At 60.2% G+C, this 22580-nt stretch carries 12 protein-coding genes; 2 read left to right on the top strand and 10 right to left on the bottom strand.

Annotation, left to right across the window (positions count from 1 at the left end; genetic code table 11):
• Positions 1-143: 143 nt before the first annotated feature.
• Positions 144-941, top strand: coding sequence for an AraC family transcriptional regulator (locus tag E6C55_RS11135; protein WP_136369870.1), 798 nt, complete (start codon positions 144-146; stop codon positions 939-941).
• A gap of 29 nt (positions 942-970) precedes the next feature.
• On the opposite strand, the gene E6C55_RS11130 is transcribed toward E6C55_RS11135, so the two are convergent.
• The 4 genes from E6C55_RS11130 to E6C55_RS11115 all read right to left on the bottom strand — a co-directional run bounded on the left by E6C55_RS11130 (position 971) and on the right by E6C55_RS11115 (position 4796).
• Entirely contained in the window at positions 971-1789 is an 819-nt protein-coding gene (locus E6C55_RS11130; protein ID WP_136369869.1) for a phospholipase D-like domain-containing protein, read from the bottom strand.
• Between the two features lie 106 nt (positions 1790-1895).
• Entirely contained in the window at positions 1896-2996 is a 1101-nt protein-coding gene (locus tag E6C55_RS11125) for a Gfo/Idh/MocA family protein (RefSeq protein ID WP_136369868.1), read from the bottom strand.
• Positions 2997-3021: 25 nt separating this feature from the next.
• Positions 3022-3741 carry a ThuA domain-containing protein gene (locus tag E6C55_RS11120; RefSeq protein ID WP_136369867.1) on the bottom strand — a complete coding sequence of 240 codons (720 nt, stop codon included), beginning with the start codon at positions 3739-3741 and terminating at the stop codon, positions 3022-3024.
• Positions 3738-4796 (bottom strand): LacI family DNA-binding transcriptional regulator, encoded by a 1059-nt coding sequence (locus E6C55_RS11115; protein WP_136369866.1) that lies wholly within the window; start codon positions 4794-4796, stop codon positions 3738-3740. Before E6C55_RS11115 ends, E6C55_RS11120 begins: the two co-directional genes overlap by 4 nt.
• Positions 4797-5471: 675 nt before the next feature.
• On the opposite strand from E6C55_RS11115, the gene E6C55_RS11110 reads away from it, so the two are divergent.
• Positions 5472-7310, top strand: coding sequence for a glycosyltransferase (locus E6C55_RS11110; protein ID WP_136369865.1), 1839 nt, complete (start codon positions 5472-5474; stop codon positions 7308-7310).
• Positions 7311-7399: 89 nt separating this feature from the next.
• Here E6C55_RS11110 and E6C55_RS11105 read toward each other — a convergent pair whose 3' ends face one another.
• The 6 genes from E6C55_RS11105 to E6C55_RS11080 form a co-directional block, all read right to left on the bottom strand.
• The gene (locus E6C55_RS11105; protein ID WP_136369864.1) at positions 7400-9418 is read right to left on the bottom strand and encodes an LTA synthase family protein; all 2019 of its coding nucleotides are present in this window, start codon (positions 9416-9418) and stop codon (positions 7400-7402) included.
• A gap of 422 nt (positions 9419-9840) precedes the next feature.
• Positions 9841-10830 (bottom strand): Gfo/Idh/MocA family protein, encoded by a 990-nt coding sequence (locus E6C55_RS11100; protein ID WP_136369863.1) that lies wholly within the window; start codon positions 10828-10830, stop codon positions 9841-9843.
• 94 nt (positions 10831-10924) lie between these two features.
• On the bottom strand, positions 10925-12028 hold the full coding sequence (locus tag E6C55_RS11095) for a glycosyltransferase family 2 protein (RefSeq protein ID WP_136369862.1): 1104 nt from the start codon (positions 12026-12028) through the stop codon (positions 10925-10927).
• Between the two features lie 115 nt (positions 12029-12143).
• Positions 12144-19982, bottom strand: coding sequence for an NTTRR-F1 domain (locus E6C55_RS11090; protein WP_407923714.1), 7839 nt, complete (start codon positions 19980-19982; stop codon positions 12144-12146).
• 153 nt (positions 19983-20135) lie between these two features.
• Complete coding sequence (locus tag E6C55_RS11085) at positions 20136-21470, bottom strand: NTTRR-F1 domain (RefSeq protein WP_136369861.1); 1335 nt, start codon at positions 21468-21470, stop codon at positions 20136-20138.
• 190 nt (positions 21471-21660) lie between these two features.
• A complete protein-coding gene (locus tag E6C55_RS11080) occupies positions 21661-22536 on the bottom strand; it encodes a helix-turn-helix transcriptional regulator (protein WP_136369860.1) in 876 nt (291 codons plus the stop codon).
• Positions 22537-22580: the final 44 nt, after the last annotated feature.

The following is a 22580-nucleotide window of genomic DNA, read 5'->3' as shown; positions in this document are numbered from 1 at the left end:
GCTTGGTATCAAGCTTACTCTCCGCAGACTTCCGATTGAATATCCGATCTGATGGGGATTGACTTATCTGGCAAAATAATATTACGTAGAAGGTGGAAAAAAGGAGAGGCAGCACCAGGCGCAGCAGGAGGTAGGTTGTTGAGATGACAGGGCATTCGTTAAACATTCACATGGTGGGGTATTCCGTTCATCATCAGCCTTTCTCTACTCTGGGCAAGCGGGAGCCCGAAATTATGCTGATTCGTCTGCAGGTCAAAGGGAGATGCAAGGCGACGGTCAACGACAAGCCGTTCGACCTCGAGCCGGGGGACTTGATCCTCTCGAGGCCGCAGGAGAGCTACCAGCTGTTCATCGACGCCGCGCCCGACCGGGAGAGCGCCGATTACTTCATGGCGTGCTCCGGAGAATGGGCCATTCGCTGGCTGGGACGCTGCGGCATCCCAAGCAAAATCAAAATTCCGCTAAGCGAAGACATTCTGCTCCTATGGAACCGCCTGGTCGAAGAGCAGCGCAATCTGCGCGAAGACAACGACGAGTTGAAGGAATACCTGTTCAAATCTCTCTGCCTCACCCTCGAACGAACCGTGAAACTTCTGGCGGAAGGCGCTGCGCCGAACGAGAAGTTCCTGCCCTATCGCATCAAGAGGTTCATCGAACAGCACGCGACGGAGCGGCTGACGCTGGGCGACATCGCAAGCCGCTTCGAGGTCAGCGTGTCCACCGCCGTGCATCTGTTCAAGACGACCTTCTCGGTATCCATCATTCGCTATGCGGTGGAGGTTCGGCTGGCGATTGCCGCCGAGCGGATTCTCCACACGAACTCTCCCCTGGAAGAGATCGCGGACGCTTGCGGGTTCCAGAGCTATCCTTACTTCTGCCGTACCTTCCGCTCCCGTTACAAGCTTCCGCCCAGCCAGTACCGTACGCACTTGCGGCCTTGACGGACCGCCGCCGGGAGGGCGCGGCATCATTATCGCAGCGCCTTCCGGAACCCCGCCGCTTCCGCCTCCTGCTCCGTGCAGAACATCTGCTCCGGATCGGTCTGCGTATAGCCGGCTCCTCCGGGGACGTGGTAGATTCGCTCCCCCTTGGCGTTGATGTTGCCCTTGATGTCCGGATTCGCGCAGGACGCCGGCGCCGCCGATTCGACCGCACCTTCGTCGTCCTCCTCCGCCTGCCCGGTGCTTCCCGTCGATTCGTCCATCGCGATGGTCGGGGTAATCGTCTCGAACCGCTTCTCGTCCGTCCACATCGCTTCGAATTGCTCCTCGAAGGAACGGGCGATGTCGGCATTGCGGAAAATAACAAAGATCTCGTCGTTCGTCGTGCTCGCGGATTTGGAGTAGTTGAACGAGCCCGACGTGGCGGCTTCCCCGTCCACAATCGTCATCTTCAGATGCATAAGTCCGCTGTGGCTGTTGATCTTCATCGGAACTCCCGCGCTGCCGAGCAGCTTGAGCGCTTCCTTCTGCGTCTTCCCGCCGGACTGAATCCGGTCCGTCAACAGCCTCACGCTGACGCCCCGCGCCTTCGCATCCTTGATCGCCTGCACGATCGCCGGGTACGTCAGGCTGTAGATCGCGATATCGAGCGTCTCCTTCGCTTCGCCGATCAGGGCGACCAGTTTCTCCTCCGGATGCTGATCGGCTTGGGTGAACGCCCACTCCACCTGATTATCGCCGAGGGCGACGGCGCTCGAATTCGCGCTTCCCGTCTTGATCCCGGCCGTGCACCCGCTGAGCAGCAGCACGGCGGCCAGCGCCAGCATTCCGATTCTCCATACTCTCATGTCGCTTCCAATCTCCTTCGCATCATTGCTCAAGCAAAAACGGAAAGCGCACGCCGGCTGCCGCCGCACGTACGCCTCCCGTCTTATGAGTGCTCCGCAGATTTAATTATGCCAGCACGAAGTCGTCCAGTCCAGCCGGCAGCGGCTCGGGACGCTCGCAACTGCTCTTCATCGCGTAATGCGAGCCGTTCTCCGAAGCGATATGGAAGCCTTCCATCGCCTCGAGCACGTGGTGCGCCAGCGCTCCGCTTGCCCGGTGCGGACGGCCTTCTACAATCGCCTTCGCCATATCCGCCGCGCCAATGCCGCGGGCGTTCTCCGCGCTCCCGTGCGTCAGCGGGAGATCGGTCCACTCCCGTTCGCCGGCACGGCGAAGCCGAATCTCGCCGCCGAAGTTGTTCGGATCGGGAACGAGCAAGGTGCCTTCGCTGCCGTACACCTCAATCCACGGAAGCGTCGAGCCTCCCTTCGTGTCGAAGCTGGTCAGAATCGTGCCGATCGGCCCGGCTGCGAAGTCCAGAATGCCCGCCACGTGGGTCGGCACCTCGACGGCGACCTTCTCTCCCGCCTTCGGCTGGCTCGTGATCGTCCGCTCCGGATAGGAGATCCGGGCGGAGCCGGTGACGCGGGACACCGGTCCGAGCATGGAGACAAGCGCCGTCAAGTAGTACGGCCCCATATCGAACATCGGACCGCCGCCGCGACGGTAATAGAACGCCGGGTCCGGATGCCAGCTCTCGTGGCCGCCGCTCATCATGAACGCCGTCGCCCCGATCGGTGTGCCGATCTTCCCTTCGTCGATCAGCTTGATGCACGACTGGATGCCGCCGCCGAGGAACGTGTCGGGCGCACAGCCGACCCGAAGCCCCTTCCGCTCGGCCGTATCCATGATGCGCTTCGCTTCCTCGCCCGTAACCGACAGCGGCTTCTCCACGTAGACGTGCTTGCCGGCTTCGAGCACTTGAATGCAGACGGCCGCGTGAGCTTGCGGAATCGTCAGGTTGATGACCATGCCGATATCGTCCATCGCCAGCAGCTCTTCGACCGAGCAGCCGCGGATGCCGTATTCGGCTGCTCGCACCTTGGCACGCTCCACGTCCAGGTCGGCACAGGCCACGATCTCCATCGAGCCGAACCGGCTTCCGTTCTTTAAGTAAATCCCGCTGATATTGCCCGTTCCGATGATTCCTACCTTCATTTTGTCCATGTGCTTGTCTCTCCTCATCCCGCGCTTAAAGTTGATTGTCCGCCATTCCCGTATACGCGCCCGCGCCTTGCGTTCCCGCTGCCGCCTTCTTGCCGTCCGCGCACCAGAGGAATCCCCGGCGCATCAGCTCGGTCACGACCGGCATATCGACGATGTTCGCCTGATGCCCGAGCGAATTGTAGTACACCCGGCCGACTCCCCACCGCTTCGTCCAGGCGACCGGCATATCGACCGCCTTGTTGAGCGAATGGGGCCCCGGAACCACCGGGAACCGCGTCGTCGCCAGCACCTCGACGGCCGGATCAACGTGCAGATAGTACTGCTCGCTCTTCACCTCGAAGTCCTCGATCCCGTCGGTCAAGGGACTCGACCCCGCCTTGACGTTGACCGTATACTCCACCCCGTCGTTGCCCGGATGAGCGACCCACTGGCCGCCGGTCATGAACTGCCAATCGACATTCTCGCGGAAGGAGTCGCACATCCCCCCGTGACAGCCCGCGAGACCGACTCCCGCCTGAACCGCTTCCGAGACGTTGTTCACCCACGCCTGCTCGATTCGTCCCATCGTCCAGACCGGAACGATCAGATCAAGCTCCTTCAGCTTCTCGCCGTCCGCGAATGCTTCAAGCGTATCCGACACTTCCACTTCGAAGTTCTCCCGCTCCAGCACATTTTTGAAAATCTCCGCCACTTCCTTCGGCTGGTGACCGTCCCATCCGCCCCATAAGATCAGTGCTCTTCTCATCTGTTCAGCTCTCCTTTGGTCGTTAAACTTGACTGGCGAATCGCAAGCGAGGTCGGCAGCATTCGCACGCGATCCCCGCCGCCGTCCGGCTCGCCCTCTGCGGATTCCCGGGCAAGCTCTTGCATGACCTGCTCCGCCGCAAGCCTGCCCATCTCATAGAACGGCACCCTAACCGTCGACAGGGGCGGATCGATAAACGCCGCCGCATCGGAATCGTCATACCCGATAACCGGCAAGCGCCCGGGCACCGCTATCCCTGCCTCCTTGATCCCCTGAATCAAGCCGATCGCCATCCGATCGTTCGAGCAGGCGACCGCATCCAGCCGATCCAGGCTCCGCAGCACCGCCGCCGCCGCTTCGATGCCGCTCTTGCGGCTATAATTGCCTTCGAACAGCAGCGTCTCGTCGAATGCGATTCCCGCTTCCTGAAGCGCTCTCCGGTAGCCCGACAAGCGGTCCCGGCTGTTCGAATAATAGTCGGTCCCGTTCAGGAAGCCGATGCGCCGGAGTCCCTGGTCCAGCAAGTGCTTCGCCGCCAGATAGCTTCCCAACTCGTGATCCGCGAGCACGGACGGAATTCTCCGGTCCTCGTACCGCTGGTCGACCACATAGAAGGGCACCTCCGCCTCCGCCATGCGAGTGATAGAACGCTCCTCCTGCGGCAGGGAAGTCGCCCCGAGCACCAGGCAGGCGTCGATTCGCGAAGTTCGGAACAAGCTCAAGTAATCGTATTCCATCCCCGGCTCCCGGTACAGAAGCAACAGCCCCATGCCCGCTTCCTGAACCGCCTCGCCGATGCCGCTCAGAATTTCCGAGAAGTAGAACGTCGAGAACAGCCGGACCTTCGGAACGTGCGGCAGAACGACCCCGACATTCCCGCTTCTCCCCTTCGCGAAGCTCGAAGCGATCGCATTGAGATGGTAGCCGAGCCGTTCCGCCGCCTCCAGCACCTTCCTTCGGGTCTGCTCCTTAATCGGGCCGACATTGTTCATCACCCGCGAGACGGTCGCCTCCGAGACGCCGGCCAGTGCGGCCACTTCTTTGCGCGATGCCATCGTTCGAATCCCTCACCTTTAATTATGTACACGCGTACATTATCGCATTTCCTTCTCCGCCGGTCAAGCGTCAACCTCTTTCTTCTACAAGCGATAGGCGGGTGAAGGCTCCCGCTGGATACCCCCTCCCTGTATATATCGCTCCGCCGTCCGATAGTGTCCCTATCCCTATTTCGAAAAGGGTGCCTTATCCCCTCCTATCAGTATCCTAATTCCTGGAAATACATAGCCTGAACAGATGGGATAAGGCACCCTTTTTTAGAAAAACAAATGGCCCGCTTCCCCCTCCTCCCTCCTCCTTGTTCGATGTCGAGCAGAATGAATGTGAAATTTGACATTCGTGCGCTTCGTCGGCGAAGAAACCGCTGGCATTGGATGCCGTAGAGGGGGAGAGTTAGCGGGCGATGGTTGGTGATGATTGCTGGTAGACGGTCGTTCGCGGATGGTGGTTGGTGGACGATAGTTCGCGGGCTCGCGGGCGGTGGTTCATGAGCATTAATTTGTTCGTGTTTGCGGTTGCGGTTGGCGGTTGGAGGTTAGATGGCGATGGTCCCGTCATGGCGATCGCCCGATACCGGTGCCTCCTTCCCCTGCTGTCCCTGACGCCGGGACGGCCTGCCGAATACAATGTCGGGTAACGGCACGTCCGCAACTTCAGATCCGGAAGGAGAGAACATGGGCACAATGGCGCCGCTAGTCTCCATCATTATTCTTACCTGCAACGAGTCCGACTTGACGCGCGAGTGCGTACGGAGCATCGCCGACCATACGCCGGAGGATTACGAGTTGGTCTTCGTCGACAACGGCTCGACGGACGGCACCGTCGCTTACCTCCGTACGATTCCGGATGCGAAGCTTATTCTCAATCGGTCGAACCGGGGCTTCGCCGCCGGATGCAACCAGGGCATCGTCGCCGCGAGCGGAACGTATATCTGCCTCCTGAACAACGACACGGTCGTCAGCGACGGCTGGCTGACCCGCATGCTCGCCTGGTTCGAGAAGAACCCACGGATCGGCATCGTCGGCCCCCGAACGAACTATGCGGCGGGCTCCCAACGAGTCGATGCGGTTCCTTACCGGACCATGGACGAGATGCGCGAATTTGCGAAGGAATGGGCAGGCGAGCACGCCGGAGACGGCTTCTACCCGTACCGGCTGATCGGCTTCTGCATGGTCATGCACCGAAGCCTGATCGACCGGGTCGGCGGCTTGGACGAGACGTTCTATCCCGGCACCTATGAAGACGACGATCTCTGCCTGCGAGCGAGGATCAACGGGAACATCCTCTGGGTGGCCCAAGACGTCTTTATCCACCATCACGGAAGCCGCACCTTCCGTTCGAAGCAATTCAGGGAGGACGCTGATTTCCCGGGGAATGCCGAACGATTCGCGAGAAAATGGGGGTTGAAGATAACCGGACCGGAGCTGTTCTCCCAAGGCTACGACTCGAGCGCGATCGTCGATCGCGAACTGCCGTTCCGAACGGAGCGGCATTATGCCCCTCTCCGGCCCGCCGGCTATCGCGACCGCGTCCGGGCAGCCTCCGCCCTGACCGTCGCGCTTGTTGCGCCGGATTACTTCCCGCTTCCTCCGCCGAAGTACGGCGGCATCGAGCGAGTCGTCTACACCTTGACCGAAGAGTTGGCGCGGCTCGGCCACGACGTCTATCTGTATGCGCCGAGAGGAAGCCGGGCGAACGCGACGGTTATTCCCTTCGAGCATAACGGCTACGACATGTCCCGCATCCCGGAGCTGATGAGTCGCACGCTTCCCGCCGAAGTGGAGGTTATTCACGATCATACCCAACTGTCCGTCGTCGGCAGAGAGAAGCCCGCCACACCGACCGTCAGCTCCATCCATAATCCGCTCTACAACCCGGTGCAGACTCCCGTCTATCTAAGCCGCAGACAGATGGATATATACGGGAAGGGCGAAGGCGAATTTGTCTACAACGGAATCGAACTCTCCGACTATCCTCTGCAGACGATGAAGCAGGATTATCTTCTCTATATGGGCGCGATTCTGCCTTACAAAGGAGTCCATTACGCGCTGGAAGTCGCGGAGCGAACCGGCCGCAAGCTCATTATGGCCGGGCCGACCTATAATATGGACTATTATCGCAGCGAGATTGTCCCTGCCATGCAGAGGAACCCGAATATTCAATTCGTCGGGGAAGTCGGGGGAAGCGAACGTCTGGAGCTGTTCCGCAATGCCGAATGCCTGCTCTTCCCCACGCTCTGCGAGGAGCCGTTCGGCCTCGTTATGATCGAAGCGATGGCATGCGGCACCCCGCCTCTCTGCTTCCCGAACGGGGCGGTGCCGGAAGTGATGGGGGGCTTCCCCGAGCTGGTCTGCCGGACGACGGGCGAAATGACCCGCAAGGTCGCCAAGGCCGCATATCCCCCTCCGGAGCAACTGCGGGCATACGTGGAGAATCACTTCTCCGCGGCCATCATGGCACAGCGATACTTGGCCATCTACCGAAGACTGTTGGCCCAATCCCGGCAGGGCTAAGCCGATCCGCTGTTCCGCTCCGCCACGAACGCAGCAACGGCGGCACCAGGGAGCTATTCCCGGTGCCGCCGTTGCTGTTGACTGCTTCTTTATTGCGCTGGAGATTCCGAAGCGGAGGCGGAGGAAGCTGGAGCATCCGTCTCTGCCGGCACTTCGGTCGTTGCCCCGGCTCCATCGTCCGTTGCCGTCTCCGAATCGGTTGCAGGTTCGGTGCTTGCATTGTCCGCCCCGCTCACCGGAGCGTCGGAGGGATCGGTATCCGGCAACTGCTTCACGAAGCTGTCCGACATCTGCAGCAGCTTCAGCGCGTTCAGATACTGCGACTCGTCCGATAGGCTCGTGGATTGGCTGTTATCCTCGATCGAGTAGTGGATGCCGTCTTTGTACTCGATTCCCGGAATAAACAACTGAGTATCGTTGATGAACGATCCCGTCGGCAGGAAGTGCCTCATCGGCAACAGGTTCGACGGCTGGTTTAACAGATCCTGTCCGAAGTGGATCTGATCGCCCATCGACACGCCGAGCAGGTTGGCCACCGTCGGCAGAATGTCGATTTGGGCGCCTGTCGTGTGAACAACACTCGGATACGTTACGTCAGGAGCGTGCATAATAAGCGGGATTTTCAGCACTTCGGTGTAGTCGTAATCCTTGCCTAGAAGACCCTTCAAGTACTCCTTCTCGCTCTCGTCGATCAGGAACTTGCTGATCCCTTGGTGATCGCCGTAGAAAACAATAACGCTGTCGTCCCACAGCCCGCTCTCCTTCAGTTCATCGATGAACTGACCGAGGGCGTAATCCGCGTAGTTCTGGGAGCGGATATAATCGCCGATCAGCGTTCCTTCAAGCTCTCCCGGCAGCTCCATCTTGGCCAGGCTGTCCGGCAGATGGAACGGATGGTGAGCCGTCATCGTCAGAATCTGCGCATAGAACGGCTGCTCGCTCTCGTCCATCTCCTTCAGGACGCCGATCGTCTTGTCGAACAGAACTTCGTCGTTGGCACCGAAGGCCACGTGCTCCTCTTCATTGTCTCCGTAGAAGCTCTTGTCGTAGTACTTCTGGAAGCCGATCGCCTTGTACAGCTCCGTGCGGTTCCAGAAGCTGACGTCGTTCGTGTGGAACGTAGAGGTCGCATATCCGTTGTCTCCCAGCAGCTTCGGCAAGCTCGGCAGAGCCTTCTTGACGTAGTTCTGGATGGCAGGCTCGTTCTTCGGAATATAGAGCGACGTATTGACCGTATACTCGGCATCGGAAGTCGTGCCCGCTCCGGCGCTCGTGAAGAACTGGTCGAAGTGGAAGTTGTCCGCCGCCAGCTTGTTGACGTTAGGCGTCACCTCTTGACCATCGATCGTAAGCCCGATCAGGAAGTTCTGGAACGACTCCATCTGGATGATGATCAGATTCTTGCCCTTGTCGGCTCCGAAGTATTGCGGATTGGCAGGTTGGACAATCCCCTTCAGCTCGTCGATCGCATCCTGGGTGATCTCTTCCTTCGGAATGATCTCCTCTTCCTTCGTCGTGTCGCTTACGATTGTGTACACCTCATAGTTGAGGATGCCCATCTCTTCGGCCTTCTTCGTCTCGTTCATGCTGGCGTGATTCGGCCAGATGTTGAAGACGCACAGGGCCAGCGACAGAACGAACGCTCCGAGCAGAACGCGGCGATTCGTGCGGTGCATGCCGATATTCTTCATCTTGGCGATGCTCTTGGGCCTGAACATGAAGAAAGCGAAGATGATGATATCGATAAAGATCAGAAGATAATAAGGGTCCATCAGGGAATAAGTGCTCTCTCCGACCTTCGTCACTTTATCCGCCTGACTGAGCGCATGATACGTAACGATAACGCCGTAATACTTGTAGTACATCAAGACCGCAAAGTAGAGCAACGTAATGAGAAAGTTGGCGATCATATAGTACAGGATCTTCCTCTTCGTCGCGAACCATTCGATAAAGCAGAAGATAATCCAGAAGAACGGGATCTCGGTCAGCAGTGTCGTCCAGGAGGGGCCGTCGTCGAACACGACGAACCAAGCCAGCGCTCCCTTGAGGAACAGAATAACGGTGAAGAAAATAAACAGCTTGCTCTTTAATTCTTTAAATAAGGCCATCTCTCGCAACTCCTTCCTTGAACGTGCACATCAAAAACAGGCTGAATCAATAATGAATTGGCAGCCTGAATCGACGACTTTTTCTAAGTTGAAATTCGTAGGCGAACATTTGATAGACACCATTATGCTACTGTTAAAATCATTTGTCAAAAAGAAACTTATCCCTCGGCAACGATTTTATTTACTCTTTAGAGTGGCCGATGGATTGTGTTCGGACAACAGACCTCCGTCTTAATTACCCTCTCGCTCCCGATTTGAATCGCACCTTGGTATCTAATGCGGAATTGAGGCGATGTGCGACAATGTTCTTGTCCGATTATCCCTCAATGTATGAGCCAAGCCGTGCGAATATGCCGGCCGCGCTGCGATAAGAAGAACGACGGCGTATCCTCATCAGCAGGACAGCCGTCGTCGTTCTACTATTAAGAAGGCATGTCGGCGGGGTAGCGAAGGCCCATCTGCCGCCTCGCCTCGTCCATGACTTCCATGACCGTCAGCGAATTCTCATGCGAGTTCGGCTTCGATTGCCGCTCCCCCGATTCGATGAGCCGAATAAATTCCTCCAGCTCATACTTCATATTGTCCTCATGCTGGGGCACCGTCACCTCTTCCGTCCTGCCGTCCCGGTACCGGATTTCCACCTTCTCGGGCGTGCTGATTTTGTCGATCAGGACACTGCCCTCTTCCCCCTGAATCTCGCTTGGCACGTACGAATTGGAGATTTTCGAATATTGAACGACCGCTTCCATCCCTTCGTACTTCAAGAGCAGGCTCCCTTCCCCGTCGACGCCGGAGCCGAGCAGAAGCCCGCTGGCCTTCACCTCTGAAGGCTTGCCGAACAGCACAATCGCCGGGTAGATGCAGTAGATCCCGAGATCCATCAGCGCCCCGTTCGAGAAGAGCGGATTGAAGGCGTTCAGCACCGTCCCCGCGCGATAAGCATCGTATCTGGAAGAATATTGACAATAGCTTGCGAAGTAACGCCTCACCTTGCCGATCTTCGGCAGGCTCTCCGCGATCGCCCGGAAGTTGGGAAGCAGCGTGGACTTCATCGCTTCCATCAGAAGCACTCCGTTCCGGTCGGCCGCTTCGGCCATCCGCCGAACCTCCGCCGCGTTCGAGGCCAGCGGCTTCTCGCACAGAACGTGCAGGCCGCGATTCATGCACAGCGTCGCATGCTCTTCGTGATAACTGTTCGGCGTGGCGATGTAGACCGCATCGATCTCTCCGCTCGCCGCCATCTCCTCCATATCCGTGAACGCGCGGGCCGCGCCGTGCTTCGCCGCGAACGCCTTCGCCTTCTCTTCCGTGCGCGAATAGACGGCCGTCAGCGTGAATCCTTCGACCTGCTTCGCTGCCTGCAGGAACGCATCTGTAATCCAATTGGTGCCGATAACGCCGAATCTGACCATGATCTCAACCTCTTTTACCGTGGAAAATGGGATGATGGCGGGGTAGCTTCATCTGCGTATAATGATACACCAGCGAAGAGGTCGAGCCAACTTGTCAGGATTCGGACTCCGGCTCTGATTCCGGCTTGATCCCCAGCCTCTCGCCGAGCCACTTGCGGTTATGCTTCACGCTGCCGTCGTCCGGACGATACTTGCGCGCTTCTTCATTGTGCTCGTAAGCGGTGCGCAGATCGCCGACTTTGAAGTAGCAGACGCACAGTTGAAGATGCGGGTACCACGTATAATAGGCCGGGTAGCTGAAGCTCCACTGGTCCGGGGCCGGCCTCGTGCGAAGCGCCAGTTCGTACCAGTAGATCGCCGTCTTGAATTGACCCGCGTGGTTGAAGTGGTCGCCGATCCGGCTTACCGCCTCTGCGCGAGGCGCGCCGTACTCGAACGACTTCAGCAGCATCGTCAGCTCGTTGCCCCTATCGTTCAAGTAACGATGGCAGTCTGCGCTGTTGATGCAGGAGTAGATTTTGTCGTCGACCCAGGCGTCTTGGCGGGACAGATGCGTCTTATAGGCCTCGATCGCTTCCGCATGATGGCCGTTCTCCCTCAATTCATTGCCATAGTAGAAGTAGTCCCTCGCATCGAACGTTTCTCCTCTTTGCTGCTTTTTGCGGAATAGATTCAAGGTTCGTCCGGTCGCATGCTTAATTCTGCGATGAGTGATGGCGATGTCCGCATTCAGCGTCTTGCCCGAGGCGGCAAGGTACTGGTGACAATCTCCGTGCCATTGAAAATTCCTCGACCGCTTCACGAGCCGATTGTACCGATACCGCAGACTGACGTTGCCGTACTCGTCGGTTCCGTAATCGTAGAACATGGAGACGACGTCGATGGACGAATCAAGCGTGCGCTTCAGCTCGAGGAAGGCATCCCGATCCTTCGGCAGCATCACGTCATCCGCGTCCATATACAGAATATAGTCCATCGTGGCATAGGAGAATGCTTTGTTAAGCGCCTTGGCGAAGCTGTCGGGCCATTCGTAATAGAACACCCGGTCGGTGAAGCGGCTTGCAATCTCAACCGTTCGATCGCTGGAGCCGGTATCGACAATATTGATCTCGTCGACAGCATCCCGCACCGACTCAAGGCACCTTCCAAGCGTCGTTTCTTCGTTCTTGACGATGATGCACAGGCTGACGGTTAGCACTATTTTTTGGCCTCCTAGCTAGGGATAAGAGCGGGCTGGAACGATGGCTTGTCATCGATAATTATCCATATGAAGCTTCCCGCCGCGTTGCGACCGCATTCGCCCCAGCCCTCGCTTAGAACTTGATCACATTGATATTGCGGTTGCTCACCGTCACCGTCGCCACTGTCGCGCCGGAGATCGAGTAAGTCACCTGGACGTCATACGTGCTTGTGCTGGCTCCCGTAATAGCATCGACGTACGTGTACCCGGTTGGCAAATTCACGACGGCCCCGAGAGCGAGCAATCCAGAAGGGAGAACGACGGTTACGGTCTGAATGGCGGTGCCGTCTCGCCGAAGGGCAATGGAAGCCGTGAAGTTGCCTCCGACGGATAACGTAACCGTAAGATTGATCTGAATGGAATAGTCGATCTTGACATTGTTGCCGCTGACGAGCGGCACGCCGGATACACTCGTTACCGTAGACGCCGTTCCCGAGGACAGCGTTGTCGCCCCCGCCGTTCCCGCGCTGTACAACAGTTGCGCCGGCCCCGTTGGTCCTGTTGGTCCTGTCGGTCCCGTGGAACCCGTGGCTCCGGTCGGACCGGTCTCTCCTTGCTCGCCTGTTGCTCCGGTCGGGCCTGTTACACCTTGGTCACCCGTGGCTCCGGTTGGACCTGTCAACCCCTGTTCGCCTGTTGCTCCGGTTGGTCCGGTCTCTCCTTGCTCGCCTGTCGCTCCAGTCGGGCCCGTGACTCCTTGCTCGCCTGTCGCTCCGGTTGGACCGGTCTCTCCTTGCTCGCCCGTCGCTCCGGTCGAGCCGGTTACTCCTTGCTCGCCTGTCGCTCCGGTTGGACCCGTGACCCCTTGCTCACCTGTCGCCCCAGTCGGGCCGGTTATTCCTTGCTCGCCCGTCGCTCCGGTCGGGCCGGTTACTCCTTGCTCGCCTGTCGCTCCGGTTGGACCCGTGACCCCTTGCTCACCTGTCGCCCCAGTCGGGCCGGTTATTCCTTGCTCGCCCGTTTCCCCGGTCGGGCCGGTTACTCCTTGCTCGCCTGTCGCTCCGGTCGGACCGGTTTCTCCTTGCTCGCCTGTCGCTCCAGTCGGGCCGGTTACCCCTTGTTCGCCTGTCACTCCAGTCGGGCCGGTGACTCCTTGCTCGCCGGTTGCCCCAGTTGGACCGGTCTCCCCTTGTTCTCCCGTTGCTCCAGTCGGACCCGTGACTCCTTGGTCTCCTGTTGCCCCGGTTGCTCCGGTTTCTCCTTGCTCTCCGGTTGCTCCAGTCGGGCCGGTAACCCCTTGTTCTCCCGTCGCTCCAGTTGGGCCGGTTTCTCCTTGCTCTCCGGTTGCCCCGGTTGGACCGGTCTCCCCTTGTTCTCCCGTTGCTCCAGTTGGACCGGTCTCTCCTTGTTCTCCCGTTGCTCCAGTCGGACCGGTGACCCCTTGTTCGCCTGTCGCTCCAGTTGGACCCGTGACTCCCTGGTCTCCTGTTGCCCCAGTTGGACCGGTCTCTCCTTGCTCGCCTGTTGCTCCGGCCGGACCGGTCTCTCCTTGCTCTCCTGTTGCCCCGGTTGGACCCGTGACTCCTTGTTCTCCTGTCGCTCCAGTCGGACCCGTGACTCCTTCCTCGCCCGTCGCTCCAGTCGGTCCGGTCTCCCCTTGTTCTCCCGTTGCTCCAGTCGGACCGGTGACCCCTTGTTCTCCCGTCGCTCCAGTTGGGCCGGTTTCTCCTTGCTCTCCGGTTGCCCCAGTCGGACCGGTTTCTCCTTGGTCTCCCGTGGCTCCAGTCGGACCCGTGACTCCTTGCTCGCCCGTTGCCCCAGTTGGACCGGTCTCTCCTTGCTCTCCCGTGGCTCCAGTTGGACCGGTTTCTCCTTGGTCTCCCGTGGCTCCAGTCGGACCCGTGACTCCTTGTTCGCCGGTTGCTCCGGTTGGACCGATCTCCCCTTGCTCTCCGGTTGCCCCAGTCGGACCCGTGACTCCTTGCTCGCCGATTGCTCCGGTTGGACCGGTAATCCCTTGTTCTCCTGTCGCTCCAGTTGGACCGGTGACTCCTTGTTCGCCGGTTGCCCCAGTTGGACCGGTCTCTCCTTGCTCTCCCGTGGCTCCAGTTGGACCGGTTTCTCCTTGCTCGCCGGTTGCCCCAGTTGGGCCGGTTTCTCCTTGCTCTCCGGTTGCCCCGGTTGGACCGGTCTCCCCTTGTTCTCCCGTTGCTCCAGTTGGACCGGTCTCCCCTTGTTCTCCCGTTGCTCCAGTCGGACCCGTGACTCCTTGGTCTCCTGTCGCTCCAGTCGGACCGGTCTCTCCTTGCTCTCCCGTCGCTCCAGTTGGGCCGGTTTCTCCTTGGTCTCCCGTCGCTCCAGTCGGACCCGTGACTCCTTGGTCTCCTGTCGCTCCAGTTGGACCGGTGACTCCCTGGTCTCCCGTCGCTCCAGTCGGACCCGTGACTCCTTGGTCTCCTGTCGCTCCGGTTGGACCTGTAACGCCTTGTTCTCCCGTTGCTCCAGTCGGACCTGTCTCTCCTTGCTCGCCGGTTGCCCCAGTCGGGCCGGTCTCCCCTTGGTCTCCTGTCGCTCCAGTCGGACCTGTCAACCCCTGTTCGCCTGTTGCTCCGGTTGGACCTGTGGCTCCTTGCTCACCTGTAGCGCCAGTCGGGCCGGTTTCTCCCTGCTCGCCCGTTGCTCCGGTTGGACCCGTGACTCCTTGTTCGCCGGTTGCCCCAGTTGGGCCAGTCTCTCCTTGCTCTCCCGTGGCTCCGGTCGGGCCTGTAACCCCTTGTTCGCCTGTTGCCCCAGTCGGACCGGTCTCTCCTTGCTCGCCTGTCGCTCCAGTTGGGCCGATAACTCCTTGCTCTCCTGTTGCCCCAGTTGGACCGGTTACCCCTTGCTCGCCGGTTGCTCCGGTTGGACCGGTCTCTCCTTGCTCTCCCGTCGCTCCAGTCGGGCCGGTGACTCCTTGGTCTCCCGTGGCTCCAGTTGGGCCGATCTCTCCTTGTTCTCCCGTGGCTCCAGTCGGACCGGTTACCCCTTGGTCTCCCGTTGCTCCAGTTGGACCGGTTACCCCTTGGTCTCCTGTCGCTCCGGTCGGGCCGGTTACCCCTTGGTCTCCTGTCGCTCCAGTTGGACCCGTGACTCCCTGGTCTCCTGTTGCCCCAGTTGGACCGGTCTCTCCTTGCTCGCCTGTCGCTCCAGTCGGACCGGTGACTCCTTGCTCGCCTGTTGCTCCAGTTGGGCCGATAACTCCTTGCTCTCCTGTTGCCCCAGTTGGACCAGTCTCTCCTTGCTCTCCCGTGGCTCCAGTTGGACCGGTCTCTCCTTGTTCGCCTGTTGCTCCGGTTGGACCGGTCTCTCCTTGCTCTCCCGTGGCTCCAGTCGGACCGGTCTCTCCTTGCTCTCCCGTGGCTCCGGTCGGGCCGGTAACCCCTTGTTCGCCTGTCGCTCCAGTCGGGCCGGTCTCTCCTTGTTCGCCTGTTGCTCCGGTCGGGCCGGTAACCCCTTGTTCGCCTGTCGCTCCGGTTGGACCTGTAACGCCTTGCTCGCCCGTCGCTCCAGTTGGACCGGTCTCTCCTTGCTCGCCCGTCGCTCCGGTTGGACCGGTCTCTCCTTGCTCGCCCGTCGCTCCGGTTGGACCGGTCTCTCCTTGCTCGCCCGTCGCTCCAGTCGGACCGGTAACGCCTTGCTCGCCCGTCGCTCCGGTTGGACCGATCTCTCCTTGCTCTCCTGTTGCTCCAGTTGAACCGGTAACGCCTTGCTCGCCCGTCGCCCCGGTCGGACCGGTCTCTCCTTGTTCTCCTGTCGCTCCGGTCGGGCCTGTAACCCCTTGTTCTCCTGTTGCCCCAGTTGAGCCGGTTTCTCCTTGCTCTCCCGTGGCTCCAGTTGGACCGGTTTCTCCTTGCTCGCCTGTTGCCCCAGTTGGGCCGGTTTCTCCTTGCTCGCCTGTCGCTCCAGTCGGGCCGGTTACCCCTTGGTCTCCTGTCACTCCAGTCGGGCCGGTTTCTCCTTGGTCTCCTGTCGCTCCAGTCGGACCGGTCTCTCCTTGCTCTCCCGTGGCTCCAGTCGGACCGGTCTCTCCTTGCTCTCCCGTTGCTCCAGTTGGGCCGGTTTCTCCTTGCTCGCCTGTTGCCCCGGTTGGACCGGTCTCCCCTTGTTCTCCCGTTGCTCCAGTCGGACCCGTGACTCCTTGGTCTCCTGTTGCCCCGGTTGGGCCGGTTTCTCCTTGCTCGCCTGTCGCTCCAGTTGGACCGGTTACCCCTTGTTCTCCTGTCGCTCCAGTTGGACCGGTTTCTCCTTGCTCGCCTGTTGCTCCGGTCGGGCCAGTCTCTCCTTGCTCGCCTGTTGCCCCAGTCGGTCCGGTCTCCCCCTGGTCGCCTGTCGCTCCAGTCGGACCGGTTTCTCCTTGCTCTCCCGTCGCTCCAGTTGGGCCGGTTTCTCCTTGCTCGCCTGTTGCCCCAGTCGGACCCGTGACTCCTTGCTCGCCTGTTGCTCCGGTTGGACCGGTCTCTCCTTGCTCGCCCGTCGCTCCAGTTGGGCCGGTTTCTCCTTGCTCTCCCGTGGCTCCGGTCGGGCCCGTTTCTCCTTGCTCGCCCGTTGCTCCGGTCGGGCCGGTCTCTCCTTGCTCTCCCGTGGCCCCGGTCGGGCCTGTGACTCCTTGCTCGCCGGTTGCCCCAGTTGGGCCGATAACTCCTTGCTCTCCTGTTGCCCCAGTTGGACCAGTCTCTCCTTGCTCTCCCGTTGCTCCAGTTGGACCGGTCTCTCCTTGTTCGCCTGTTGCTCCGGTTGGACCGGTCTCTCCTTGTTCTCCCGTCGCTCCAGTCGGACCGGTCTCTCCTTGCTCGCCCGTGGCTCCGGTCGGGCCGGTTACCCCTTGTTCGCCTGTAGCTCCAGTCGGGCCGGTCTCTCCTTGCTCGCCCGTTGCCCCAGTCGGACCCGTGACTCCTTGTTCGCCTGTTGCTCCAGTCGGGCCGGTAACCCCTTGTTCGCCTGTCGCTCCAGTCGGGCCGGTCTCTCCTTGTTCTCCCGTGGCTCCAGTCGGACCGGTTTCTCCTTGCTCGCCCGTTGCCCCAGTCGGGCCGGTCTCTCCTTGCTCTCCCGTCGCTCCAGTTGGACCGGTTTCTCCTTGTTCGCCTGTAGCTCCGGTTGGACCGGTTACCCCTTGGTCTCCCGTGGCTCCAGTTGGACCGGTTTCTCCTTGCTCGCCGGTTGCCCCAGTCGGACCCGTGACTCCTTGTTCGCCTGTTGCTCCAGTTGGTCCGGTTACTCCTTGCTCGCCTGTTGCTCCTCTTGGACCGGTCTCTCCTTGTTCTCCCGTCGCTCCAGTCGGACCGGTTTCTCCTTGCTCTCCTGTTGCCCCAGTTGGGCCGGTCTCTCCTTGCTCTCCCGTGGCTCCGGTCGGGCCGGTAACCCCTTGTTCGCCTGTCGTTCCAGTCGGGCCGGTTTCTCCTTGCTCGCCCGTTGCCCCAGTTGGGCCGGTCTCTCCTTGTTCGCCTGTCGCTCCAGTCGGACCGGTTTCTCCTTGTTCGCCTGTTGCCCCAGTTGGGCCGGTCTCTCCTTGCTCTCCCGTGGCTCCGGTCGGGCCCGTGACTCCTTGCTCTCCCGTGACTCCAGTTGGGCCGGTTTCTCCTTGCTCGCCTGTCGCTCCGGTTGGACCCGTGACCCCTTGCTCACCTGTTGCTCCAGTTGGACCCGTTTCGCCTTGCTCGCCTGTTGCTCCAGTCGGACCCGTGACTCCTTGCTCGCCCGTTGCTCCAGTTGGACCCGTGACCCCTTGCTCGCCTGTTGCTCCAGTCGGACCCGTGACTCCTTGCTCTCCTGTTGCTCCAGTTGGTCCGGTTTCTCCTTGCTCGCCTGTTGCTCCAGTCGGACCCGTGACTCCTTGCTCTCCTGTTGCTCCAGTTGGTCCGGTTTCTCCTTGCTCGCCTGTTGCTCCGGTCGGGCCAGTCTCTCCTTGCTCGCCCGTGGCCCCGGTCGGCCCCGTGACTCCTTGCTCCCCTGTAGCTCCAGTCGGGCCGGTCTCTCCTTGCTCGCCGGCTGCTCCGGTTGGACCTGTCTCTCCTTCGTCTCCTGTCGCTCCGGTCGGGCCGGTAATCCCTTGTTCACCAGTCGCTCCGGTTGGACCGGTCTCTCCTTGCTCGCCTGTTACCCCGGTCGGACCCGTTTCTCCTTGCACACCAGTGGCTCCAGTCGGACCCGTGACTCCTTGTTCTCCCGTTGCCCCAGTCGGACCGGTCTCTCCCTGCTCTCCCGTTGCCCCAGTCGGGCCTGTAACCCCTTGTTCGCCTGTTGCCCCAGTTGGGCCGGTTTCTCCTTGCTCTCCTGTTGCTCCGGTTGGACCGATAACCCCTTGTTCTCCTGTCGCTCCAGTCGGACCTGTTACTCCTTGCTCTCCTGTTGCTCCGGTTGGACCGATAACCCCTTGTTCTCCTGTCGCTCCAGTCGGACCTGTTACTCCTTGCTCGCCTGTCGCTCCGGTCGGGCCAGTCTCTCCTTGATCGCCTGTTGCCCCAGTCGGGCCAGTCACGCCTTGCTCGCCTGTCGCTCCGGTTGGACCGGTCTCTCCTTGCTCGCCTGTTGCTCCAGTTGGACCGGTTTCTCCTTGCTCTCCTGTTGCCCCAGTCGGACCCGTGACTCCTTGTTCGCCGGTTGCTCCGGTTGGACCGGTCTCTCCTTGTTCGCCTGTCGCTCCAGTTGGACCGGTTTCTCCTTGCTCACCGGCAGCTCCGGTTGGGCCTGTTACGCCTTGATCACCCGTTGCCCCTGTCGGACCCGTGACTCCGGTTGGACCGGTAACCCCCTGTTCTCCCGTCTCTCCAGTTGGGCCCGTCAGTCCCTGCTCACCCGTCGAACCGGTTGCCCCTTGCTCGCCCATTGCTCCGGTTGGACCGGTCAATCCCTGTTCCCCTGTCGCTCCGGTCGGACCCGGCAATCCCTGTTCGCCCGTTGCTCCAGTCGGACCGATTGCTCCCTGCTCACCAGTCGCTCCAGTTGGACCCGGCAATCCTTGCTCGCCTGTTGTTCCGGTCGGGCCGGTGACTCCCTGTTCCCCCGTTGCCCCAGTCGGACCGGTTACCCCTTGTTCGCCCGTGGCTCCAGTTGACCCCGTCAATCCCTGCTCGCCTGTCACTCCAGTCGGACCCGTGACTCCTTGGTCGCCCGTGGCTCCAGTTGGGCCGATCTCTCCTTGGTCTCCCGTTGCTCCGGTCGGACCAGTTACTCCTTGCTCTCCTGTCGCCCCGGTTGGCCCAGTCTCTCCCTGCTCTCCCGTTGCTCCTGTTGCTCCTGTTGGACCAGTCACACCTTGGCCACCCGTCGCCCCTGTCGAACCCGTGACTCCCTGCTCTCCCGTGGCTCCGGTTGGACCCGTGACTCCTTGCCCACCGGCCGCTCCAGTCGGTCCCGTCACTCCTTGTGCCCCCGTCGCCCCTGTCGGGCCCGCCCCGGTAGCCCCGGTAGCCCCGGTAGCCCCGGTCGGTCCTGCCGGGCCTGTCGGTCCCGTAGGCCCGATCGCACCGCCCGATGCCGCCAGCAGAGCGATATCGTCCACGTAGAGATTCCCTGCACCTGCAATATCCAGCCTCTGGATAAAGAGCAGAGCTTGGGTCGTGGACAGAGGCGCTTCGGCGACCGATTGATACAATTCCAGCCAACCGTTCCCGCTGACAATCGGCAAGCGAGTCGATATGCCAAGGGTTAGCCCTTGACCAAGGAGGTTAAAGCTCGAGTCGTAATAATTGACATAGACGACACACGATGGCCCAACGCTCCCCCCTGATTTGGATGCAGATATAAAAAGCTCGTACGATTGTCCGGCCGAAGCCGGCACCCATTGATAGAGATAAGAGGTCGGACCCGTCCCCATATCTGCGCAATATATCCCCGAATGGCTGTATACGTTGGTTACTGTCACATTGGATGCCACCCAGGAAGACAAATCCCCCGTCTCAAACCCGCCATTCAGGACGTTATTCGTCAGCGTCAACCTTAATTCACCTCCGTTAGAAAAAAAGAGCTGAGCAAGCCTCTCCTCCTGTAGCTCGAACAGGAACGGATGGAGAGGCTCGTCAGCGTAATTTGACTAGAGTTCAGCTAAATGGAATAGATCTCCGAAACGATCGCGACCGTTTAATTTTCGTTAATTCAACCTGATAATGTTCAGATAAGCTCCCGGGGAGTTCAACGTTGCCGCACCAAGCAGACCGAAGAGCTGAAGCTCAAGCGTATCGCCTGCCGCCAATGTTACAATAGCCTGAGCGCTCATCGAGGACAGCGACGCAATCGGCGTGTATTGCAGCTCGTCTATAGCGGAACCGTTGACCAATATTTGAGCAGATACAAGAACTGCAGCCGTCATGACGACGCTATAGGCGATAAAATAGGTTCCGGCCTCCGACACCGTAATTACGGTGTCGGCCCCGTTAATCGTGAACCCGGAACCGATATTCTGGTTCTCGCTCAACGGGATAGTTGTACCCCCGAGAACGACGGCAATGACAGCATCGGGATTCTGTCCATAGAAGTACGAGGACGTCACACTCGTGCCTGTAGGTCCGGTCGGACCCGTTGCTCCGTCAGCCCCCGTAAGCCCAGTCGCACCGGTCGCTCCTTCAGCCCCCGCAGGCCCGGTCGCACCTGTCGCCCCGTCAGCTCCCGTTGGCCCAGTCGCACCCGTCGCTCCTTCCGCCCCCGCAGGCCCAGTCGCACCTGTCGCTCCTTCCGCTCCCGCAGGGCCCATCGCTCCCGTCGCCCCGTCAGCTCCCGCAGGCCCGGTCGGACCCGTTGCTCCGTCAGCTCCCGCAGGGCCCATCGCTCCCGTTGCTCCGTCAGCTCCCGTTGGCCCAGTCGCACCCGTCGCTCCGTCAGCCCCCGCAGGCCCAGTCGCACCTGTCGCTCCTTCCGCCCCCGCAAGGCCGGTCGGGCCCGTTGCCCCTGTCGCGCCTGCGCCCGTGGGTCCGGTCGGACCCGTCGGACCCGTCGGACCCGTCGGTCCAGCGCCGTCCGCGCCGACCATCTCAAGCAGCGCCACATCGTCTACGTACAGAGTCGCCGAATTGGCCAGGGCCAGCTTGCTTATGAGCACAATGGCCTGTGTCGTGCCTACCGGAGCGGCGGTTGTCGTCTCGTAAACCTCCAGCCATGAATTGCTCGTCACAACCGGAATCCGCGTCGATACCCCTTGCTGCAGACCGATTCCCAATTGATTCAGCGAATCGTCGCAGAAGTAAACCGTCAGCAGCAACGCCGGGCCGATGTTGATGTCCGACTTGCTCAAGGACACGAAGAGTTCGTAAGCTTGTCCCGCTTCCGCCGGAACCACTTGATAAACATACGAACTTGTCAATCCGGAGCCCATGTCAATTGAATAAACTCCCGTATGGCAATAGCTTCCGCTAACCGTCACATTGGAACTCGTCCAATTCGTTAGCCCGGACTCGAAGCTGCCGTTCTGAATCAAATTCGTAACCGACATTCCTTCCTCACCGTCCAATCCGTTATTTCTTCCCTCAACTAAAGTCGCCAACGCTTGCGCAAGCCGATCCTGCCGCTTAACTGCAGCTTGTCAAAAATATCGATCGATGCTCCTATTCTATGGATTCCTTAGTTGCAAGGATTCTCTCATTCGCCCCTCTTTGCAATCATTCCGCTACTTCCCTCTTCCATTAGAAGTACTGCTTGCGATACGTCCGCGGAGACATCCCGACGATCTTGGTGAAGCACGAGCTGAAGTAAGCCGCCTGGTTGAAGCCCGTCTCTTCCGCGATCCGGGAGACCGTCAAGTCGGTCTGAAGGAGCAGCCGCTTGCTCTGCTCGATCCGATAGCGCAGCAGATATTCCATCGGCGAGCAGTTGTATTCCTGCTGCATGCAGCGAGCGATATAGACCGGGTGGAAGCTGAGGCTCTCCCCGATCTCCTTGGCCGTAATCTCCCGGCGATAATTCTCCCTCAGATAGGCCGCCGCTTGCTCGGCGCATCGTCTTCCCTGCGACGGGCGATGCGGCTCGACCGACTCCGCCAGATACCCGATAAGCTGCTGGAATGCCGCATGCTGCTCGAAGCGGGTCGCGCTGCGATGAGCGAGCGGCTCGAGGCCGATCAGCCGATCGATGACATCCTGCGCCTTGCCTGCGTGCGACACCTTCGCGAATTGCGGAAGCACTAGCGGGAACGTCTGCGTCTCATACGCGTCGAAGTTGTCCCAGTACGATGCCGGATCTCCGCTCTCCGGCGATTCGGACGAATCGAGCGGCCGCCAGCTTCCCGTCGTCTGGAAGTGAAGCCAGACATAGTTCGTCCGCACCTCGCAGCCCTTGCTTCCATAATGGGAGCAGTCCGGCCTCAGAATCAGGGCATGACCGGCCGACACCTCGTACTCGCGCTCCTCCTCGCCGACGAACAGACAGCCTTCCGTCACGAACAGCAGATCGAACACCCCGATGTTTTTGCGGCTGACGTGCCTGTCCCCGATCTCGCCCACCGTGTATCCGCTTCCAATATAATGAGGCAACGGAGGTATCGTGAATTGCAGAAGCTCCATCGCTGCACCTCCATCACTTAGGTTTGAATTTTACAACTTTCCGT

It is taken from the genome of Cohnella fermenti (assembly GCF_004801405.1).
GTDB classification, from domain to species: domain Bacteria; phylum Bacillota; class Bacilli; order Paenibacillales; family Paenibacillaceae; genus Cohnella; species Cohnella fermenti.
Note: the sequence above shows the minus strand (reverse complement) of the source record. Positions and strands in the feature narration are given on the sequence as shown.

Coding starts and splice junctions, on each gene's coding strand:
- E6C55_RS11135 (WP_136369870.1), top strand. CDS start 144: ATGACAGGGCATTCGTTAAACATTCACATGGTGGGGTATTCCGTTCAT.
- E6C55_RS11130 (WP_136369869.1), bottom strand. CDS start 1,789: ATGAGAGTATGGAGAATCGGAATGCTGGCGCTGGCCGCCGTGCTGCTG.
- E6C55_RS11125 (WP_136369868.1), bottom strand. CDS start 2,996: ATGGACAAAATGAAGGTAGGAATCATCGGAACGGGCAATATCAGCGGG.
- E6C55_RS11120 (WP_136369867.1), bottom strand. CDS start 3,741: ATGAGAAGAGCACTGATCTTATGGGGCGGATGGGACGGTCACCAGCCG.
- E6C55_RS11115 (WP_136369866.1), bottom strand. CDS start 4,796: ATGGCATCGCGCAAAGAAGTGGCCGCACTGGCCGGCGTCTCGGAGGCG.
- E6C55_RS11110 (WP_136369865.1), top strand. CDS start 5,472: ATGGGCACAATGGCGCCGCTAGTCTCCATCATTATTCTTACCTGCAAC.
- E6C55_RS11105 (WP_136369864.1), bottom strand. CDS start 9,418: ATGGCCTTATTTAAAGAATTAAAGAGCAAGCTGTTTATTTTCTTCACC.
- E6C55_RS11100 (WP_136369863.1), bottom strand. CDS start 10,830: ATGGTCAGATTCGGCGTTATCGGCACCAATTGGATTACAGATGCGTTC.
- E6C55_RS11085 (WP_136369861.1), bottom strand. CDS start 21,470: ATGTCGGTTACGAATTTGATTCAGAACGGCAGCTTCGAGTCCGGGCTA.
- E6C55_RS11080 (WP_136369860.1), bottom strand. CDS start 22,536: ATGGAGCTTCTGCAATTCACGATACCTCCGTTGCCTCATTATATTGGA.